We start from the raw sequence: 17898 nt of genomic DNA, 5'->3' as shown, positions 1-17898 counted from the left end.
TTCCAATGCGCGGCGGACCTGGATCGAGCTTGGCCTCGGGTTGCCGGCCCTCGCCGCATCCAGCTTGCGAAGCCGTCACCCCCCGTGGCATCTGTCTGTCACAACGGACGATCCGCAGCATGGCAGCACGACCACCCGCCGGAAAACCGCCTAACGGCAAGCCACCCGCCGGCAAACTACACACCAGCAAGCTATTGGGCGTCAGTCTCAACCGGGCGCTGTCGAAGCTCGGCCTGTGCTCGCGCACGCAGGCCGAGGTGCTGATCGCCGAAGGCCGTGTGCGCATCGGCGGCAAGGTGGTGCGCAATGCAGCCCTGCGCGTCGACCTCGACCGCGACCGCATCGTCGTCGACGACAGGCCGGTGGTTGCCGAGCGCAAGGTCTATCTCATGCTCAACAAGCCGCGCGGGCTGGTCACCACCCGCGACGACCCGCAGCAGCGCGACACCGTCTATGCCTGCATCGAGGGGCTCGACCTGCCCTTCGTCTCCCCGGTCGGCCGCCTCGACAAGGCCAGCGAAGGCCTGCTGCTGATGACCAACGACACCCGGTTTGCCAACCGGCTGATGGACCCGGCTTCGCATTTGCCCAAGACCTATCACGTGCAGATCGGCACGGTGCCGGACGCGGCGATGTTGAAGACCTTGCGCGCGGGCGTGAGCGTCGACGGCGAGATCCTGACCACGAATTCGATCGAACTTTTGCGCAGCGGCGGCCGCACCGCCTGGCTGGAGATCGTGCTCGACGAAGGCCGCAACCGCCACATCCGTCGCCTGCTCACCGCGCACGGCGTCGAGGTCCTGCGCCTCATCCGCATCGCCATCGGCCGCCTGCCGCTCGGCGACCTCGCCAAGGGCACGGCACGGCATTTGACACCGGAGGAACTGGCGCTGCTGACGGGGTAAGCAGCGCGTGCGCTGGTGCAGGCTCACAGCAATCCGTCCTGACGGAAAGCTGTCAGGAGGCCTAGCCTATAGGTCGGATGGGAGCCGGCCACGGCTTCAACGATCAGGAGCCAAAGCAATGAATTTCGTCTCTGTCCGCATCATCACTTCGGACGTTCAGCGCCTCGTGCGCTTCTACGGCGAGATCACGGGCATGCCCGTGACGGTCTACACGGAAGACTTCGCGGAACTGGCGACACCGGCCTGCACGCTGGCGATTGGCAGCACGCGCACCTTGATGCTGTTCGGCGGCGACATCGCCCGCCCCGCCGACAACCACACCGTCATCCTCGAGTTCCGCGTCGGCGACGTCGATGCTGAATTCGCCAGGCTCTCGGACCTCCTCAGGAATATCACTGTGCAGAAGCCGACCACCATGCCCTGGGGCAACCGCTCGCTGCTGTTTCGCGACCCCGATGGCAATCTGGTGAATTTCTTCACGCCGGTGACCGCCGAAGCGATCAAGAAATTCGACAGGTAGGGCGGAAGCGGCGCCGCTGGCCAAAGCCGCCCTACTTCTGGTTCCATTTCCGGATGACCGGCTCGCTCAAATCATGCTCGTAGCCGAGCACGCTGATGCTGGCCGTATCGAACACAAGCAGCGCGCCGCCTTCGGGCGGCAGGCCGATCCAGCGCGCCGCCAGCACGCGCAAGAAATGCGCGCTGGAAAACACCAATATGCCGGCATTGGCCTCGCGCAGCCCGGCGATAATCCTGTCGGCCCGCACGCCGACATCGGCCGCCATCTCGCCCTTCGGACAACCATCGCGAAACACATTCCAGCCGGGGCGCTCGGCCAGGATCTGTTTTGTCGTCAGCCCCTCATAGGCGCCGTAGTCCCATTCCTGCAGATCGTCCTTCTTGACGCTCTGCGCGTCGAAGCCGGCCAGTACACTGGTGTTGTAGGCGCGCTGCGACGGGCTCGACCATACGGCCGAAAAAGACAGCCCCTTGAGCCTATCGGCGACACCCCGCGCGGCGGCCTCGCCAACCGGGGTCAACGGCATGTCGGTGCGGCCGGTATGCTGCCCCGAAAGGCTCCATGCCGTCTCACCATGCCGGACCAGATGGATTTGGGGATACGCGTTGCTCATGGAATGCCTTTCAGTGTCGCCAGCACCTTAAGCGACGATGCGGCAAAGGGGAATCCGCTTGGTACAAAACTGCGTGGTCGCCTGGCCTTGATCGGCGGCGGGCCGGCCCTGTGATCGGCCCGAGGCCGCAACTATATCAAGGCCAGCCTCCACAAGGCTCCCGCCACCACAAGGGCACGGGCCCTTGCACAACAAGTCGAGATCGTCATGTACAAACATCTGCTCATCGCCACGGACGGATCGGAACTGGCCGACAAGGGCGTTACTCACGGCCTAACGTTGGCCAAGGGCCTCGGCGCTGCTGTCACCTTCGTCACCGTCTCGGAACCATTCCCGATCTTCGCCTTGGGCGGTGCCATGGCCGGCTATGCCGCCGGCAACGAACTGGCTGCCTACAAGGAAGAGGCGGGACGACACGCTAAGGAAGTGCTCGACAAGTGCAAGGCGTCGGCGAACGCCGTCGGCGTATCCGCGGAGGTCGTGCATGTCGAGGACAAGCGGCCCGCCGAAGCCATCCTGGAACTGTCGCAGGCCCTGGGCTGCGACCTGATCGTCATGGCTTCGCACGGCCGCCGCGGACTGGGCAAGCTGCTTCTCGGCAGCCAGACGGCGGAAGTGCTGTCCTACACGGAAATCCCGGTGCTGGTCGTCCGCTAGGGCGTTTTCCCGGGCTGGAACTGACTTTCGGAATCATGCTCAAATAACAGCCGGAGACCATCCCGGCGCGGCTGTCGTGCGCCAACATTGTTCGACCGCGCCGGAGAAAATTGACGAATGGCGGACGAGGGTCGCACCAGGATAATTCCCAGCGGAATGCCGCAGTCGGCCGCCATGCTGGCCGACGTCAAACGGGCGATGGCGACCACCGCAAGCCTCAACCGCTTGACCTTCAACGACGCGGCTGAAGTCCGGACCCTGTTCAGCGAACTCATTGGCAGGAAGGTCGACGACAGCTTCCTGCTGATCCCGCCCTTCTACACGACCGGCGGATCCGATATCCGCGTCGGGCGCAATGTCTTCATCAATCAGAACTGCACCTTTTATGATCTTGGCGGGCTCGACATCGCCGACGATGTCATGATCGGGCCGAATGTCAGCCTCATCACCTCGGGCCATCCCCTCGAACCGTCGCGGCGTCGCGCCTTCACGACCGCAAAGCCGATCGTGATCGAACGCAATGTCTGGATCGCGGCCGGCGCGACGGTCATCGGCGGCGTGACGGTGGGCGAAAACTCGGTTGTCGCGGCGGGTTCCGTGGTCACTAGGAACGTTCCCCCGAACACGCTTGTCGGGGGAAACCCGGCCAACGTCATCAGGTCGATTGCCGAATGAGGGCGCGACTTTTCATCGGGCGGCCGGACCGACAGATCGTAGTGACATCGTCGCTATGCTATGCTGTTAACGCAGGGAAGGAGCCCATTCATGCGCAAGGACTTCATGCTTGAAGCGTTGCAGCGTGCCACTGAAGACACGTTGCTCAACCGCGACATCTTTACTGTCGAGCCGGATGTCTACGCCGCTTTTCTGGAACGTCTCGACGCGCCGCAGCATCCGAACCACCGATTGCGCCGCACCATGACGACAAAGCCTCCATGGGACGCTGCATGACGCTGATGATCACGCTCCGCGCCAATCCCCACCGGCCGCTTAGGATGCCGAAGACCAGAGCGCGGCCTCCAAGACCAGATACCCGCCCAGCATCAGCAGCCCGGCGAAGAACACCGTGCGAAACGTCTCGACGCTCATCGCCTGGCGCAGCGCCTGGCCGGCGAACATGCCGGCGAGCGCCGGCGCAAGCGCCAGGACCGATCCCGCCAGTTGCATTGTCGGCGATGCGAACGCGCCTGCCTTGAACAACCCAAGGGCAAGAGCCGCCGTCGACACGGTGAAGGACAGGCCGAGCGCTTGGATGAGGTCTTCCCGGCCCAGCCGCAGCGATTGCAGATAGGGCACGGCCGGGATGACGAAGACCCCGGTGGCGCCGGTGACCAGCCCGGTCGCCACACCGACCAGCGGTGATACCAACGCCTCGTGGCGCGCCGGCGTGGTGAAGCCAAGCTTGAGCAGGCCGAGAATGGCGTAAAGCACCAGCGCCGCACCGAGCCCGACCGAGGCAACGCCAGAGTGTGTGCCGGTGAGCAGGCCGGCCCCGGCGACGGTGCCAAGCACGACGCCGGCCATCATCGTCCACAACCGCTTGCACAGCCCGCCGAAGGATGGGCCGGTGAACAACTGCCAAAGATTGGTGACCAGCGACGGGATCAAGAGCAGGGCAGCCGCCTGCGCCGGCGGCATCGTTACCGCCAGCAGCCCCATCGCCACGGTCGGCAGCCCCATGCCGACGACACCCTTGACGAAGCCCGCGGCAAGGAAGACCGCGCCGATCCAGGCGATGACGCCGACGCTCAGCACGGTCGTTCCTTCGGGGTGCCGCTTCGATCAGTCATGCAACAGCATGTCCGCCGCATCATCGTCGGGTGCGGGTTTTGCAGGCGTTGCTTCATGGTGGACAGGGGCAGCCATCGCCACGCAACCGCGCTGGCCGGGCTCCGCTCGCGCCATGGCAAGCGAGGCCACCGCGATCGCAAGCACGATCGCCGCGCTTTCAAGTATGCCGGGTCCATGCCGGCCTGTCGCCTTTTCGCTCATCGCGCATCTCCATCGCAAAAGATTTGACTGACATGCCGGCCGCCCACAATGTGGAAGTTACGCCGTCAGCCTTCGTCTGCGCCGAAGGCTGAAACCCTGCAGGAGAAGAAAGATGCGCTTCGATCTTACCGATCTCCGGCTGTTCCTGCTGGTCGCCGAGCGCGGCAGCATCACCCATGGTGCCGAACTTGCGGGGCTGGCGCTCGCCTCCGCCAGCGCCCGCATCAAGGGCATGGAGGAAAGCCTCGGCGCGCCGCTTTTAGAGCGGCGGCGGCGCGGCGTGGTGCCGACGGCCGCCGGGCAGGCGCTGCTGCACCATGCGCGGGCGGTGCAGAACCAGATCGAGGCGATGGCCGGCGACCTCGGCGCCTATGCCACGGGCTTGCGCGCCCGCGTGCGGCTGATGGCCAACACGGCCGCCACCAGCGCGCTGCTGCGCGACATGCTGCCGGCCTTCCTCGTCGCGCATCCCGGCATCGACATCGACCTCGACGAGCGCCCCAGCCACGAGATCGCAGAGGCGGTGGCAAGCGGTGCCGCCGATCTCGGCATCGCCGGGACCTGGGCCGGCCTTTCGCATCTGGAGCAGAAGCCGTTCTTCATCGACAGGCTCATGGTGATCGCCGCGCGAGACTGGCCCGACCTCGAAGGCAATACGGCCAGCCTCGGCGACCTGCTCGGCGAAGCCTTTGTCGGCCTGAGCGCCGGCCATCCCTTGCAGGAGCACATCACCCGTCAGGCCGCCCGCCTTGGCGGCCATCTGCACTTCCGCATCCGCGTGCCCGGCCTCGACAATGTCTGCCGGCTGGTCGCCCAGGGCGCCGGCATCGCCATCGTGCCCGAAAGTGCCGCGCGCCGCTCCGCCCGCACGCTGCGCAGCCTACGGTTGACCGACGACTGGGCAACACGCCAGCTCAACCTCTGTGCCCGCCGCTTCGATGAGTTGACGCCACAGGCAAAACTGTTGGCGGCAGCGCTGGTCTGAGCCCTGACAGCGACTACCTATCCCCAGCAGCGCTGAATCATTGCCTTGCTTTTCAAATATCCGTGACGTAGCTTGTTTACACATTGGCAAAAAAATAGCCAAAGTTTTTTCCTTTTGTGAAAGACGGGGACTTTGCGGGAACATCTCGATCTGACCGATCGGCGGCTGGTCAAACAGCTGTCGCAGGATGCACAGCCGGGCATCAACCGCATCGCCGAGATGTTGGCGATTTCGGTGCCGACGGTGCGCACGCGGCTGCGCAACCTGCTCGACCGCAACCTGCTCAAGATCGTCGGCCTGCTGAACCTGACCGAGCGCCCCGAGCTGATCTCGGCCATTGTCGGCATCAATGCCCAGGGGCGCGGCCGGGCCCGCGAACTGGCACAGCGCATTTCCGAACTGCCCTTCGTCAACTCGGCTTCGGTGGTCACCGGGCGCTTCGACATCATCGTCGACGTGACGGTGGCCGGTGACGTCGCCGATCTCTACCGCGTCACCAGCGAACTGATCCCCGGCGCCGGCGAGCCCGGCGAAGTCGTGCGCAGCGAAACCTTCGTCGTCATGGCGTCCTGCAACAAATGGGTCAGCCTGCCGGAAGGCTGCTGGTCGGACGACCGCAAGGAGCCGGCATGAAGATCGCGGTACTAGGCGGCCTCGGCCTGCAAGGCCGGGCGGCAATCGCCGACCTCGTCGCCAGCGTCGGCGTCGAGGAAATCGTCTGCGTCGATACCGCAGCGGATGGCCCGGCCCGGCTTGCCGGCCTGACCGATCTTGCCCGCGTGCGCTTCGTGGTGCCTGAAGGCGCGATCGGCCCGGCGCTGGCCACTGTGCTTGATGATGTCGACGCCGTCATCGACCTGTTGCCGCAGCCGCTGATGCGCCAGGCGGTGCAGGCCGCGATCGCCACGCGCACGCCGCTGGTCACCACCAATTACGCCAAGTCGATCGCCGACCTGGCGCCAGCCGCCGAACAGGCCGGCGTCTCGATCATGACCGAATGCGGGCTCGACCCCGGCATCGACCTCGTGCTGTACGCGCGCGCCGCCAGGCAGTTCGATTCGATTTCCTCGATCGATTCCTATTGCGGCGGCATCCCCGAGCCGAAGGCGATGGCCAAGCCGCTGTGCTACAAGGTGAGCTGGAATTTCGACATGGTCCTGGTCAGCCAGAACCGCGACAGCGTGATGATCGAGGACGGAAAACGCGTCGCGGTGCCGGCCGGCCAGCAGCACGACAATCCGTTCATCCATGAAATCGAGGTTGCGGGTCTGGGCAAGCTCGAAGCCTTCCCCAATGGCGATGCGCTGCATTATGTCGAGATGCTGGACGCCGCCAAGGGATTGCGCCGCTCCGGCCGCTACACGCTGCGCTGGCCGGGATGGTCGGCCTTCTGGGCGCCGCTGAAGGAGCTTGGTTTCCTCTCCGAAGACAAGGTGCCCGGCACCGGCAACAGCCCGCGCGAATTCCTTGGCCGTCTGCTCGGCCCGCAACTGCAATATGGTCCCGGCGAGAAGGACCTGTGCGTGATGCGCAATGTCTTTTACGGCCTCGAAGACGGCCGCGCCAAGACGGTGACGTCGGACCTGATCATCGAGCGGGACCTGGCTTCGGGCCTGTTCGGCATGAGCCTCGGCGTCGGCTATCCCGCCAGCATCGTGGCGCAGATGCTCGCGCGGCGTGAGATCACCAGACCGGGCCTTTTGAACCCGCTGCTGGACGTGCCCGACATCAGGTTCTTCGACGAACTGGCCAAGCGTGGCATCACGGTTTCCGAGACGGTGGCACGGGACTGAGGAGAAAAGATTTTCGAACGGTGGCTGCCGTCGGCAACGGCGCTGCCGCTCAAAAAGCACCCCAAAGGGTGAAAAACAACGTGGAACAATAAAACAAGGAGGAATACCGAAATGAAGATTGCCAGACTTTTCATCGCCGGGCTTGCACTCGCAGGGCTCACTGCCGCTGCCAGTGCCGGTACGCTCGACGACATCACCAAGCGCGGCGAGTTGCGCGTCGCCGTGCAGACTCAAGGGCCTCCCTTCTCGCTGGTCGGCGCCAATGGCGAACGCACCGGCAGTTCGGTGGAACTCGCCGAAATGATGGCCAAGGAAATGGGCGTCAAGATCACCTTCCTCGACTTCGACTGGGACGGCCTGATCCCGGCACTGCTGTCGGGCAAGGCCGACCTTCTGGTCGCCGACATGACACCGACGCTCGCGCGCGGCATGAAGGTCGCCTTCACCACGCCTTACATGTACACGGGCAGCACCGTCTTCACCAAGGCCGACAGCAAGTTCAAGACCACTGAGGACTGCAAGGCCAAGGGCACCAAGATCGCCGTGCTGCTCGGCGCCACCGGCGAGAAGGAAGCCAAGAAAGCCTTCCCCGACGCCGACATCAAGAGCTACAAGGGCGGCGGTCCGCTGCTGCTCGACGCCGTCAACAACGGCCAGGCCGATTGCGGCGTCAACGACGTCTCGGCGGTCAAGGGCCAGTCGACCGCCTATCCGGCCGGCAGCTTCACCATCATGCCGGACCTGTTGTCGAAGGAGCCGCTTGCCTTCGCCACCCGCTATGACGAGCCGGACCTGCTGGTCTGGATGAACCTGTTCCTCAACCAGGTCACCATCGACGGACGCCTGCAGAAGAACCTCGACTACTGGGTCAATTCCGACGCCTGGAAGAAGGATCACTGAGAAATTGAATTAGCGAGTAGCGAATAGGGAGTAGCGAATAGGGAATGGCCGTTCCGGCCATGCTTTGCTGCTCCCTAATTCTCTACTCGCTATTCGCTATTCGCTACTCGCCCTTCCTGCACTCTGGGGATTTCACCCAACGATGCTCGAAAATTTCAGTTTCCGCACCATTGTCGAATATCTGCCGCTGTTCGGGCAGGGCCTGATCACGACCGTCTGGCTGTCGGCGCTGTCCTTTGTCGGCGCACTGATCGTCGGCATCGTGCTGTGCGCCATGAACCTGCAGCGCGGCTGGCTGTTTCGCGTGCCGGCCAAGGCCTATATCGACGCCGTACGCGCCACACCCTTGCTGGCGCAGCTCTATTTCCTCTATTTCGGCCTGCCCCGGCTCGGCTTCGTCCTGCCTGAGCTGGTCGTCGGCATTCTCGCGCTGTCGCTCAACAGCGGCGCCTATATCGCTGAAATCATTCGCGCCGGCATCCTGTCGATCCCACGTGGCCAGGTCGAGGCCAGCGTCGCTTCGGGCATGACCTATGTCCAGCGCATGCGTCTGGTCGTCCTGCCGCAGGCCTTCAAGGTGACGATCCCGCCGCTGCTTGGCCAGGCGATCGTGCTGGTCAAGGATTCCGCCCTTCTGTCGCTGATCTCGGTTTCCGAACTGACGCGCGCCGGCCAATTGCTCGCTTCCGACCGCTTCATGCCGGCCGAAGGTTTCCTCACCATCGCCGCCTTCTACCTGCTGCTGTATTACGGACTGAAAGGACTGGCTGGCGTCTCCAGCCGCTGGCTCGGCACGGCGGGGGCGCGGACATGATCTGGCAACAACTGCAAAGCCTCGCCGGCTCTTATCCGCTGGCCCTGCGCGGCCTCGGCATGACCGTGATGCTGTCACTGATCAGCCTGGTGCTCGGCACCCTGCTTGGCTTCGGCCTCGGCATCCTGCGGACCGGCGGCAACCGGCTGATCTCGGGCTTGATCGGGGCCTGGGTCGACCTGATCCGCGGCACGCCGTTCCTGGTGCAGATCTTCCTGATCTTCTTCATCCTGCCTGAGTTCGGCATCGAACTCGATGCCTTCACCGCCGGCATCATCGCGCTGACCAACCTCGCCGCCTGCTTCATCTGCGAGATCGTCGTTGCCGGCATCCGCTCGGTGCCGACAGGTCAGGTCGAGGCGGCGCTGGCGTCCGGCCTGTCGCGCTTGCAGCGCATGCGCCAGGTGGTCCTCCCACAGGCGATGCGCATCGTGCTGCCGCCGCTGGTCGGGCAGTATGTGCTGCTGATCAAGGATTCTTCCGTCGTCTCGGCGATCGGGCTCACCGACCTCACCCGGGTTGGCTGGCTGGTGGTGCAGCGTGTGCCCAACGGCCTGCTGGTCTTCTTCCTCGTCGGCGTCGGCTATTTCATCGTCTGCTATCCGCTGATCATGCTGGCCCGCCGGCTGGAGCAGCGCATGGGCGCGGCGCATGGCGAGGTGCAGTTGTGACTTCCAACCCCAGAGGTCCAGAAAACATGACCAAAACGGGCCTTGCCAAAACCGGCATGATCGACTTTCGCGGCGTCAACAAATGGTTCGGCACGCTCAATGTGCTCAAGGATATCACGCTCAGCGTCGAGCCGCGCGAAGTGGTCGTCGTCTGCGGCCCGAGCGGCTCGGGCAAGAGCACGCTGATCCGCTGCGTCAACGGCCTGGAGGCGATCAAGGACGGCGACCTCGTCGTCGACGGCCAACGCCTGGGCGACCCCGCCACCAACATGACGCAGCTGCGCACCGAGATCGGCTTCGTCTTCCAGTCGTTCAACCTCTACCCGCACAAGACGGCACTCGAAAACGTCACGCTCGCCCCCATCCACGTCCGCAAGATCCCGCGCGCCGAGGCTGAAAAAGCAGGCCGCGAATTGCTGGCCAAGGTTGGCCTCGCCGATAAGGTCAATGCCTATCCCGCACAGCTCTCCGGCGGCCAGCAGCAGCGCGTGGCGATCGCGCGTTGCCTTGGCATGCGACCCAAGATCATGCTGTTCGACGAGCCGACCTCGGCCCTCGATCCCGAGATGATTTCCGAAGTGCTCGACGTCATGGTGGCGGTCGCCGAGGAAGGCATGACCATGATGGTGGTGACACACGAGATGGGCTTCGCCCGCAAGGTCGCCCAGCGCGTGGTGTTCATGGACGCCGGCGCCATCGTCGAAAGCGGCACGCCGGACGAGTTCTTCTCACACCCCAAGACCGACCGCAGCCGCGCTTTTCTGAGCAAGATTCTCAGACATTGAGGCGCGGTCAGGCCGCCTCTTCCGGATTGCCGCCAATGGCGAACGCAACCCGGCCGCGGCGCCTCAGCAACACGATGGCGAGGAAGGCGATGACGCCGCTCGCGGCGACGACCACCAGCACCCACAGCGAATTGGCGACGGATGTCCGCGCCATCATGAAGGCGAGCGCGAACGGCGCGAAGGCCGAGGTGAACTGGCGGGCAGCGCTCGCCCATCCGAGCCGCGCGCCATAGCCTTCGCGGCCGAAGAGTTCGAGCGGCAAGGTGCCGCCGACGATGCTGGTGAGGCCGGAGCCGAGGCCGAACAGCAACACGAACAGGAAGGCGCCGGGCAGCCATGGCATGGTCAGCAGCAGCGCGCACAGTCCGGCTGTGAGCAGCGACGCGGCGATGACGGCAAGGTGCGTTTGCTGCAGGCGGCCGCCAAACAGCATGTTGATCAGCCGGCTGGCGACCTGTGCCGGCCCGAACAGGGTCGAGACGAAGAGGCCTGCAGTTCCGAGCCCCAGCGCCGCCGTCAGCGGCACCATGTGGATGAGGATCGCCGACAGCACGAAGCCCTCGGTGGCGAACCCCGCCAGCATGAGCAGGAATGCGGCCCGGGCGCGCCGCGGATCGAGCGGCGCGCCCGCTTCCGGGGCTGGCCCGCGCTCTTGGCTCGCGGCCGTGGCGTGGCGGCGCGACAGGCGCATCAGCCAGGCGTGGATCGGCAGGCAGAGCCCGAGATTGAGGGCCGCGAACAAGAGATAGACCTCGCGCCATGTGAGATGCGCATGCAGCGCCGAGGTCAGCGGCCAGAACAGGGTCGAGGCGAACCCGGCGATGAGCGTCAGGTGGGTGATGCTGCGTTGCGGCCGGGGAACCCCGATCTGCACGATCGCCACGAAGGCGGCGCTGTAGAGGACGAAGCTGGAGGCCAGCTCCATTGCCAGCAATGCCAGGACGAAGGTCACGCGGTCGGGCGCGACGGCGCACAGCGCCAGCGCCACGGCTGCCGCCACCGAGCCGACGGTCATGATGCGGCCGGCGCCGAAGCGGTCGGCCCACCGCCCGGCAGTCGGCGCGAACAGGCTGCCGGCAAAGAGCGAGGCCGACAGCGCGCCGAATATCCAGCCTTCCGTGAGCCCGAACTCCCCAGCCATTGCCGGCGCGAGGATCGAGAAGCTGTAATAGAGCGTGCCGTAGCCGATGATCTGGGTCAGTCCAAGCGCCCAGATTGCCTTGCGCAGGACGGATCGTTCAGGCATCGGCGCCGGCCGCCATATTCTCTCGCGTCTCGGTGGCTGGCGCGGTTGCGCAGCCGCAACCCGATGCGCCGGTTGCCTTGGCGTCCGCATCCCTGACGCAGCAGGCATCGACAGCGGCGGGCGCGGGCCCGCCACAGCAGCCGGCGCTTGCCGATACCGTCACGACACCGACGGCGCTGCACACGCCGGTCTCCGGCAGCACCAGCCGGACCTCGCGGGCCGCGGCATGGTCTCCGGCAATATCGGCCACCACCGAGCGGACTTGCTCGTAGCCGGTCGCCATCAGGAAGGTCGGGGCACGGCCGTAGGATTTCGAGCCGACGATGGTGAAGCCCGGTTCGGGGTGCGCGAGCTCTGCAATGCCATGCGCCGGAACCGTGCCGCATGAGTGGTAGTTTGGATCGATCAGTGGCGCCAGTGCCGGCGGCGCTTCGACGGCGTGATCGAGCGCGATGCGGATTTCGCTCAGGAACGACAGGTCTGGCCTGAAGCCGGTGGTGACGACGATGCGGTCGATGGCCAGGTTGAACGGCTTGCCACCCAGGTTGGCGTCGACGACAAGTCCCTCGCCCTGTGTCTCGATGCCGTTGACGGCGAAAGACGTCAGCATGTTCAGCCTGCCATCCGTCATCGCCTGCCTGGCCGCCAGCCCAAGCGCGCCGCGTTCAGGCAACTGGTCGTTCAGCCCGCCGCCGAGCAGCCTGTCGACGCTGGCGTGGCGCAGCGCCCAGAAGATCTCGGTGCCCGGCGCCGCATCCTGCAACTCCATCAGCGCCAAAGCGACGTTGATGGCCGAGTGCCCGCCACCGATGACCAGGACGCGCTTGCCCGCATAGTCTTCTCTCGCCTTGCCGACCACGTCGGGAATGCCATAGGCGATGCGTGCCGACGCCTCGCCTTCGCCGACAACCGGCAGCCCGTCGACGCCGATCGGATTTGGCCGCCACCATGTTCCGGACGCGTCGATGACCGCGCGCGCGAGAACGCGGTGTTCGCCGCCGGTATCGCGATAGCGGATGACGAAGGGCGCGTCCTTGCGGTCATCATTGGCGACCTTGTCGTGTCCCTGACGGGTGATCGCGGTGACCTCGGCGCCGAGCTTCAAATTGGCGGCGATCGCCGGAAGCCGGCCAAGCGGCGCCAGATAATCGCGCACGATCTCGCCGCCGGTCGGCAGGCACTGGCTGTCCGGCGCTGTCCAGCCGGAGCGGTCGAGCAGCGCCCGCGCCGCCGCATCGATGTTGTACTTCCATGGCGAAAACACCCGCACATGTCCCCAATCGAGCAGCGCGGCACCCACGCTTTCGCCGCGTTCCAGGACGAGCGGAGTGATGCCGCGTTCGACCAGATGCGCCGCGGCTGCAAGCCCGACTGGGCCGGCGCCGATCACCGCGACGGGAAGGTTTGCCATCATGTCCATAGGTTCCATCCTTCCGGTATGTTCGAATTATAAGCGCAAAAAAATCAAGCCAGTGCTTTGCCGGCGGCGGGCGCGCAGGCGGCGTCGGCGCAGCACTCGTCGGCGAGATAACCGATCAGCGCATTCATGCCGGGATAGTTGGCGCGGCAGATCAGCGTCGTCGCTTGCCTCTCCTGCGTCACCAGACCGGTGTCGACCAGCCGCTTGAGGTGATGCGACAGCGTCGAGGACGGAATGTCGAGCTTGCCCTGGACGCTGCCGACGGCAAGCCCGTCGTCACCGGCGCGCACCAGGATGCGATAGAGCTGAAGCCGCGTCGGATTGCCGAGTGCTTCAAGCTGAGCGGCTGCTTTTTCGAGTTTCATGGAAAAAACATACCCGCCCTATGAACCAAGGTCAACAATAATTCGACTATTGTCGAAATAGCGTCAAATCGACCGTTGGTTGACCCGCTTGGCGACCTCTTCCGCACTCTCGACCCGCTCGGAATAGCGGTCCGTCAGGTAGTTGGAGCGGTCGCGCAGGAGCAGGGTGAACTTCATCAGCTCCTCCATCACGTCGACGATCCGGTTATAATACGATGACGGCTTCATGCGGCCGGCTTCGTCGAACTCGGCGAAAGCCTTGGCGACCGACGATTGGTTGGGGATGGTGACCATTCGCATCCAGCGGCCAAGGATGCGAAGCTGGTTGACGGCGTTGAAACTCTGGGAGCCGCCGGAGACCTGCATGACGGCGAGCGTCCTGCCCTGCGTCGGTCGTACTCCGCCCATCGACAGCGGCAGCCAGTCAATCTGCGCCTTCATCACCCCCGTCATGGAACCGTGCCGTTCCGGAGAGCACCAGACCTGGGCCTCCGACCAGATGGACAGGTCGCGCAATTCCCTGACCTTGGGATGGTCGGCGGACGTCGAATCCGGCAGCGGCAGGCCCGAAGGATTGAAGATGCGAACCTCGGCGCCGAGGCGGCGAAGGATTCGCGCGGCCTCCTCGGTGACGAGGCGGGAATAGGACCGCTCCCGCAGCGATCCGTAGAGCATCAGCACGCGGGGCTTGTGAATGGATCTAGCCGCGTCCAGCAGAACCTGCATATCGAGCGGTCGAAACTGCTCTTCGTCGACGTTCGGCAGCGTGTCATCGGCGACCTGGTTCTGCTCAGGCAATGCGCTTGCCCTTGGTGTCGACGACGACTTCGCCATCCTCTTTAACGAACAGCCCGATATCGGGGTTGGGCAGGATGTCGAGAACCGCTTCCGAAGGTCGCGCGAGAACGACGCCGAGACGCGTCACCACGATCGGCCGATTGATCAGGATCGGATGCGCCATCATGAAATCCAGAATTTCATCGTCGGTCCACTTGGGATTGCCGAGATCGAGTTCCGCGTAAGGCGTGCCCTTCTCGCGCAGCAATTGGCGCGGCATCATGCCCATCGCGGCAATCAACTCGACCAGCCTTTCGCGCGACGGTGGCGTCTTCAGATATTCGATCACCTCCGGCTCTTCGCCGGACTGGCGGATCATGGCCAGCGTGTTGCGCGAGGTGCCGCAATCGGGGTTGTGGTAGATGGTGACGGTCATTCGGCAGCCTTCATCTGTCTTGTTGATTTCGGTTCGGCGAGCAGCCAGCCCGCCAGGGCCATGGCCAGCAGCGCCCCCAGCAATTCGGCGGCTATGAAGCCCGGCAGGTCGACCGGACGGATGCCAGAAAACGTGTCGGAAAAGGCGCGGGCGATCGCGACAGCCGGGTTGGCGAAGGAGGTCGAGGCCGTGAACCAGTAGGCGGCGGTGATGTACAGCCCGACAAGCCACGGGATCGCGTCGGAGCGGAAGCGCAAGCCTGCCAGGATGGTGAACACAAGGCCGAAGGCGGCGACTGCCTCCGCGAGCCATTGCCCGGTTCCGGTCCGCACCGTCGCTGAGGCCTGCAGGATAGGCAGTTCGAACATGGCATGGGCCAGAAACGTCCCGGCAATGCCGCCCACGACCTGGGCGGTGACATAGGCAAGCGCCGCGTTCGCCTCGATCTCGCGGCGAAGCGCGAACACCAGCGTGACGACCGGATTGAAGTGCGCCCCCGAGATCGGTCCCAGTATCGTGATCAGCACGACGAGGATCGCCCCGGTCGGCAGCGTGTTGCCGAGCAGCGAAACGGCGACGTCGTGTGTCAGCCGGGCGGCCATGATGCCGGAGCCGACCACGGTCGCGACGAGCAGCGCGGTTCCCAAGGCTTCCGCGACGATGCGGCGTGGCAGGTCGTTCGCCACGAGCTTCAGCCGGCCTTCGGCAGGTTGCGGCCGATTTCATCCAGCCGCTTCTGCAGGGCAAGCTTGTCGACCATGCTCATCGGCAGGCTGATGAAGATCGAAATCCGGTTGTTGAGCATGCGATAGGCTTCGGCAAAGGCCAGATGTTTTTCGGCATCGGTGCCCTCCGCGTCAGCCGGATCAGGCACGCCCCAATGTGCGGTCATCGGCTGTCCTGGCCAGACAGGGCACGATTCATTGGCGGCGTTGTCGCAGACCGTGAAAACGAAATTCATCTCCGGCGCACCGGGAACCGCGAATTCTTCCCAGTCCTTCGAACGGGCAAAGGACGTGTCGTAATTGAGGTTCTTCAGAAGCTGGAGCGTGTAGGGATGCACCGCCCCTTTGGGATGCGACCCGGCCGAATAGGCCTTGAACTTGCCGGCGCCAATACGATTGAGAATCGCCTCTGCGATGATCGACCTCGCCGAATTGCCGGTGCAGAGGAAAAGAACGTTGTACGGTTCGCTCATGGTGCATGCCTCCCTTCTAGCATTTGCAGGTTACCGCCTGGATCACGGGCCGGCAGAGCTCCGGCGTGCCATTGCAGCAATCTTCCATCAGATAGGCCAGCAGGTCGCGCAAGCCGGTCATGTCGGCGACATAGCGCACGGTCCTTCCGTTGCGTTCGGGACGGATCAGCCCGGCATGGGCAAGCACCTTCAGATGCGCCGACATGGTGTTCTGGACCGTGTCCAGCCTCGTTGCGATCTCGCCCGCCGGAATGCCTTCCGGACCGGCACGCACGAGCAGCCGGAAGACATCCAGCCGCGTCTCCTGGCCAAGTGCGGCCAGCGCGTTCAAAGTGCTTTTCTTATCCATATATCCGAATCCTTGGATTTATGGATATCGGCTTCCCAGCGATCTGTAAAGCGTGTCCGCCGCCATCATGTGACGGCAAGCACCTTTCCCGTATCGTGCTGGCGCACGAAGTCCACGCGGGCGCCGTCCCAATGGTAGCTGTAGTGGCGACCCTGCACTGGAATGGTAATGACATCGGGCCAGAAGATGCCGATGCAGCCGCCGCCCGGCATGCGCACGCTGTTCCACACCAGTCCGTCGCTGCCTGCTGCCCGCAGCGCCCGCCCTTCCGCCTGCGAGGCGGAATAGTCATCCGGGTCGAGCACGCCGGGCACCGCGTTGACGTCATCGAGATCGCGGTCGACGCTGCCGATCAGCACGCGGAAATCCGCCGTCCAGCCCGGCCCCTCGTTGGTGGCACCCATGAACTTCTGGTGGTGGTGGATGGTCTCGGCCAGCGCGACGTCCTCGCTGTCGCCCGCATAGTAGATGCCGTAGCTGCCATCCGAGAAGCGTCCCGGCCGCAGCGTCGAACAGTGCACGAAGGGCGCCATCACGAAGCTGGCGCCGGGGCCGGAAACCCGCCTTGCAGCCGACACCTTGCCGAGATCGCCGATCTCGAACCTTATGCGCGGGTTGGTCTTCGCCTCGACGGCGGCTAGCGCCTCCCAGTCGCGCGGGTCGGCAATGTCCTCGAAGAGGTCGATGGGCGGATGGATGGAGCGGATGATGCGGAAGGTCTGGTGCCAGTCGACGGGGCGCCTGACCGCAAGTCCACTCACCATGCACCACGCTCCGCATCGAGCCATTCGCGCATCGCCGAGAGATCGGAGATTTCGCCGCGCAGCATCAGGTCGAGGGCCGACTGGCCGCCGAAGGTGGCATTGGGCTTGCGGATCCAGGCATAGCCGCGCGCCGGGTCCGTGAACAGATAGCGCAGGCCCTTGTGGATGCCCATCAGATGCGCCATGCGGGTGCGCAGGTCACGGTCGACCCTGCCGACGCCGCCTTCCTTCCAGCGCGCCCAGGTGCGCGCCGATATGCCGCCGAGCAGGATGCAGGCCTCCAGGTCAGTGAGGTTCCAGGCCTTGAACAGATTAACCGTGGTGCGCGCCAGAGCGCCCGCTTCTTCATCCGAGATAGCGGCTCCGAACGTGGCCGGCGTGGTGACTATGGATTGAAGCTGCATTTTGTTGCCTCGCTATTGGCAGATATATAGCATGCATTTGCCAATTGGCAAGGAGATCAGCAAGGCAGGGCCAATCGCTTTCAGGCCAATGACGGCTTCCATCTTGTGAAGGCCACCAATCGCCAAAGTCGGCGCCGCCCCTCATCCCCTGCCGGCACCTTCTCCCCGTATAGTGACGGGGAGAAGGGAGATGTGTCCGAACCGGATAGATAGGTAACAGAATGGACCGATAGCATGGGTGACAGTTTTCTTGTCCGCCGGGAGGACCGGCGATGGTTTGGCGAGAGACTGGCATCATGGATGA

General features: G+C 64.5%; 25 protein-coding genes. 12 read left to right on the top strand and 13 right to left on the bottom strand.

Annotated elements, in window-relative coordinates:
- Positions 1-119: 119 nt before the first annotated feature.
- The gene (locus tag NP945_RS14905) at positions 120-905 is read left to right on the top strand and encodes a pseudouridine synthase (RefSeq protein ID WP_256746768.1); all 786 of its coding nucleotides are present in this window, start codon (positions 120-122) and stop codon (positions 903-905) included.
- A gap of 118 nt (positions 906-1023) precedes the next feature.
- On the top strand, positions 1024-1425 hold the full coding sequence (locus NP945_RS14900; RefSeq protein WP_256746767.1) for a VOC family protein: 402 nt from the start codon (positions 1024-1026) through the stop codon (positions 1423-1425).
- Between the two features lie 31 nt (positions 1426-1456).
- Here the strand turns inward: NP945_RS14900 and NP945_RS14895 are convergent, their stop codons facing one another.
- Positions 1457-2038: a histidine phosphatase family protein gene (locus NP945_RS14895; protein ID WP_256746766.1), complete on the bottom strand. Its 582-nt coding sequence runs from the start codon at positions 2036-2038 to the stop codon at positions 1457-1459.
- A 207-nt stretch (positions 2039-2245) separates the two neighbouring features.
- Between NP945_RS14895 and NP945_RS14890 the strand changes: the two genes are divergently transcribed.
- The 3 genes from NP945_RS14890 (at position 2246) to NP945_RS14880 (ending at position 3646) form a co-directional block, all read left to right on the top strand.
- Positions 2246-2695, top strand: coding sequence for a universal stress protein (locus NP945_RS14890; protein WP_127267216.1), 450 nt, complete (start codon positions 2246-2248; stop codon positions 2693-2695).
- 156 nt (positions 2696-2851) lie between these two features.
- Positions 2852-3370: a sugar O-acetyltransferase gene (locus tag NP945_RS14885; RefSeq protein ID WP_127408821.1), complete on the top strand. Its 519-nt coding sequence runs from the start codon at positions 2852-2854 to the stop codon at positions 3368-3370.
- Between the two features lie 90 nt (positions 3371-3460).
- Positions 3461-3646, top strand: a complete 186-nt coding sequence (locus NP945_RS14880) for a DUF1778 domain-containing protein (protein WP_245463733.1) — start codon at positions 3461-3463, stop codon at positions 3644-3646.
- A gap of 39 nt (positions 3647-3685) precedes the next feature.
- Here NP945_RS14880 and NP945_RS14875 read toward each other — a convergent pair whose 3' ends face one another.
- Both NP945_RS14875 and NP945_RS14870 read right to left on the bottom strand, forming a co-directional pair.
- Positions 3686-4450, bottom strand: a complete 765-nt coding sequence (locus NP945_RS14875) for a sulfite exporter TauE/SafE family protein (protein ID WP_256746765.1) — start codon at positions 4448-4450, stop codon at positions 3686-3688.
- 27 nt (positions 4451-4477) lie between these two features.
- The gene (locus NP945_RS14870; protein ID WP_127269973.1) at positions 4478-4687 is read right to left on the bottom strand and encodes a hypothetical protein; all 210 of its coding nucleotides are present in this window, start codon (positions 4685-4687) and stop codon (positions 4478-4480) included.
- Between the two features lie 112 nt (positions 4688-4799).
- Between NP945_RS14870 and NP945_RS14865 the strand changes: the two genes are divergently transcribed.
- The 7 genes from NP945_RS14865 to NP945_RS14835 all read left to right on the top strand — a co-directional run bounded on the left by NP945_RS14865 (position 4800) and on the right by NP945_RS14835 (position 10635).
- Positions 4800-5672, top strand: a complete 873-nt coding sequence (locus tag NP945_RS14865) for a LysR substrate-binding domain-containing protein (protein WP_256746764.1) — start codon at positions 4800-4802, stop codon at positions 5670-5672.
- 132 nt (positions 5673-5804) lie between these two features.
- On the top strand, positions 5805-6305 hold the full coding sequence (locus NP945_RS14860; protein ID WP_127271168.1) for an Lrp/AsnC family transcriptional regulator: 501 nt from the start codon (positions 5805-5807) through the stop codon (positions 6303-6305).
- The gene (locus NP945_RS14855) at positions 6302-7465 is read left to right on the top strand and encodes a saccharopine dehydrogenase family protein (protein ID WP_256746763.1); all 1164 of its coding nucleotides are present in this window, start codon (positions 6302-6304) and stop codon (positions 7463-7465) included. Before NP945_RS14860 ends, NP945_RS14855 begins: the two co-directional genes overlap by 4 nt.
- Before the next feature lie 111 nt (positions 7466-7576).
- Positions 7577-8365: an ABC transporter substrate-binding protein gene (locus tag NP945_RS14850; protein WP_127326548.1), complete on the top strand. Its 789-nt coding sequence runs from the start codon at positions 7577-7579 to the stop codon at positions 8363-8365.
- Between the two features lie 142 nt (positions 8366-8507).
- Positions 8508-9179 (top strand): amino acid ABC transporter permease, encoded by a 672-nt coding sequence (locus NP945_RS14845; RefSeq protein ID WP_127271796.1) that lies wholly within the window; start codon positions 8508-8510, stop codon positions 9177-9179.
- Positions 9176-9850, top strand: coding sequence for an amino acid ABC transporter permease (locus tag NP945_RS14840; protein WP_127272108.1), 675 nt, complete (start codon positions 9176-9178; stop codon positions 9848-9850). Before NP945_RS14845 ends, NP945_RS14840 begins: the two co-directional genes overlap by 4 nt.
- Before the next feature lie 56 nt (positions 9851-9906).
- Positions 9907-10635: an amino acid ABC transporter ATP-binding protein gene (locus NP945_RS14835; protein WP_027160865.1), complete on the top strand. Its 729-nt coding sequence runs from the start codon at positions 9907-9909 to the stop codon at positions 10633-10635.
- A 7-nt stretch (positions 10636-10642) separates the two neighbouring features.
- Here NP945_RS14835 and arsK read toward each other — a convergent pair whose 3' ends face one another.
- The 10 genes from arsK to NP945_RS14785 form a co-directional block, all read right to left on the bottom strand.
- Complete coding sequence (gene arsK, locus NP945_RS14830) at positions 10643-11881, bottom strand: arsenite efflux MFS transporter ArsK (RefSeq protein ID WP_256746762.1); 1239 nt, start codon at positions 11879-11881, stop codon at positions 10643-10645.
- Positions 11874-13301, bottom strand: a complete 1428-nt coding sequence (locus tag NP945_RS14825) for an NAD(P)-binding domain-containing protein (RefSeq protein ID WP_256746761.1) — start codon at positions 13299-13301, stop codon at positions 11874-11876. Before NP945_RS14825 ends, arsK begins: the two co-directional genes overlap by 8 nt.
- A gap of 44 nt (positions 13302-13345) precedes the next feature.
- Entirely contained in the window at positions 13346-13666 is a 321-nt protein-coding gene (locus NP945_RS14820) for a helix-turn-helix transcriptional regulator (protein WP_256746760.1), read from the bottom strand.
- Between the two features lie 63 nt (positions 13667-13729).
- On the bottom strand, positions 13730-14464 hold the full coding sequence (arsH, locus tag NP945_RS14815; protein ID WP_306283172.1) for an arsenical resistance protein ArsH: 735 nt from the start codon (positions 14462-14464) through the stop codon (positions 13730-13732).
- Complete coding sequence (gene arsC, locus NP945_RS14810; RefSeq protein WP_127322435.1) at positions 14457-14879, bottom strand: arsenate reductase (glutaredoxin); 423 nt, start codon at positions 14877-14879, stop codon at positions 14457-14459. The genes arsH and arsC overlap by 8 nt, the downstream gene beginning before the upstream one ends.
- Entirely contained in the window at positions 14876-15565 is a 690-nt protein-coding gene (locus tag NP945_RS14805; protein WP_127322436.1) for an MIP/aquaporin family protein, read from the bottom strand. Before NP945_RS14805 ends, arsC begins: the two co-directional genes overlap by 4 nt.
- Positions 15566-15570: 5 nt before the next feature.
- Positions 15571-16077 carry an arsenate reductase ArsC gene (locus tag NP945_RS14800; RefSeq protein WP_127270862.1) on the bottom strand — a complete coding sequence of 169 codons (507 nt, stop codon included), beginning with the start codon at positions 16075-16077 and terminating at the stop codon, positions 15571-15573.
- Between the two features lie 16 nt (positions 16078-16093).
- Positions 16094-16426 carry a helix-turn-helix transcriptional regulator gene (locus NP945_RS14795; RefSeq protein ID WP_256746758.1) on the bottom strand — a complete coding sequence of 111 codons (333 nt, stop codon included), beginning with the start codon at positions 16424-16426 and terminating at the stop codon, positions 16094-16096.
- Positions 16427-16491: 65 nt separating this feature from the next.
- Entirely contained in the window at positions 16492-17190 is a 699-nt protein-coding gene (locus NP945_RS14790; protein ID WP_256746757.1) for an RES family NAD+ phosphorylase, read from the bottom strand.
- Positions 17184-17594, bottom strand: coding sequence for an MbcA/ParS/Xre antitoxin family protein (locus NP945_RS14785; protein WP_256746756.1), 411 nt, complete (start codon positions 17592-17594; stop codon positions 17184-17186). The genes NP945_RS14790 and NP945_RS14785 overlap by 7 nt, the downstream gene beginning before the upstream one ends.
- Positions 17595-17898 lie beyond the last annotated feature (304 nt).

Origin of the sequence: Mesorhizobium sp. LMG17149, from assembly GCF_024518695.1 — a bacterium.
GTDB lineage: Bacteria > Pseudomonadota > Alphaproteobacteria > Rhizobiales > Rhizobiaceae > Mesorhizobium.
Note: the sequence above shows the minus strand (reverse complement) of the source record. Positions and strands in the feature narration are given on the sequence as shown.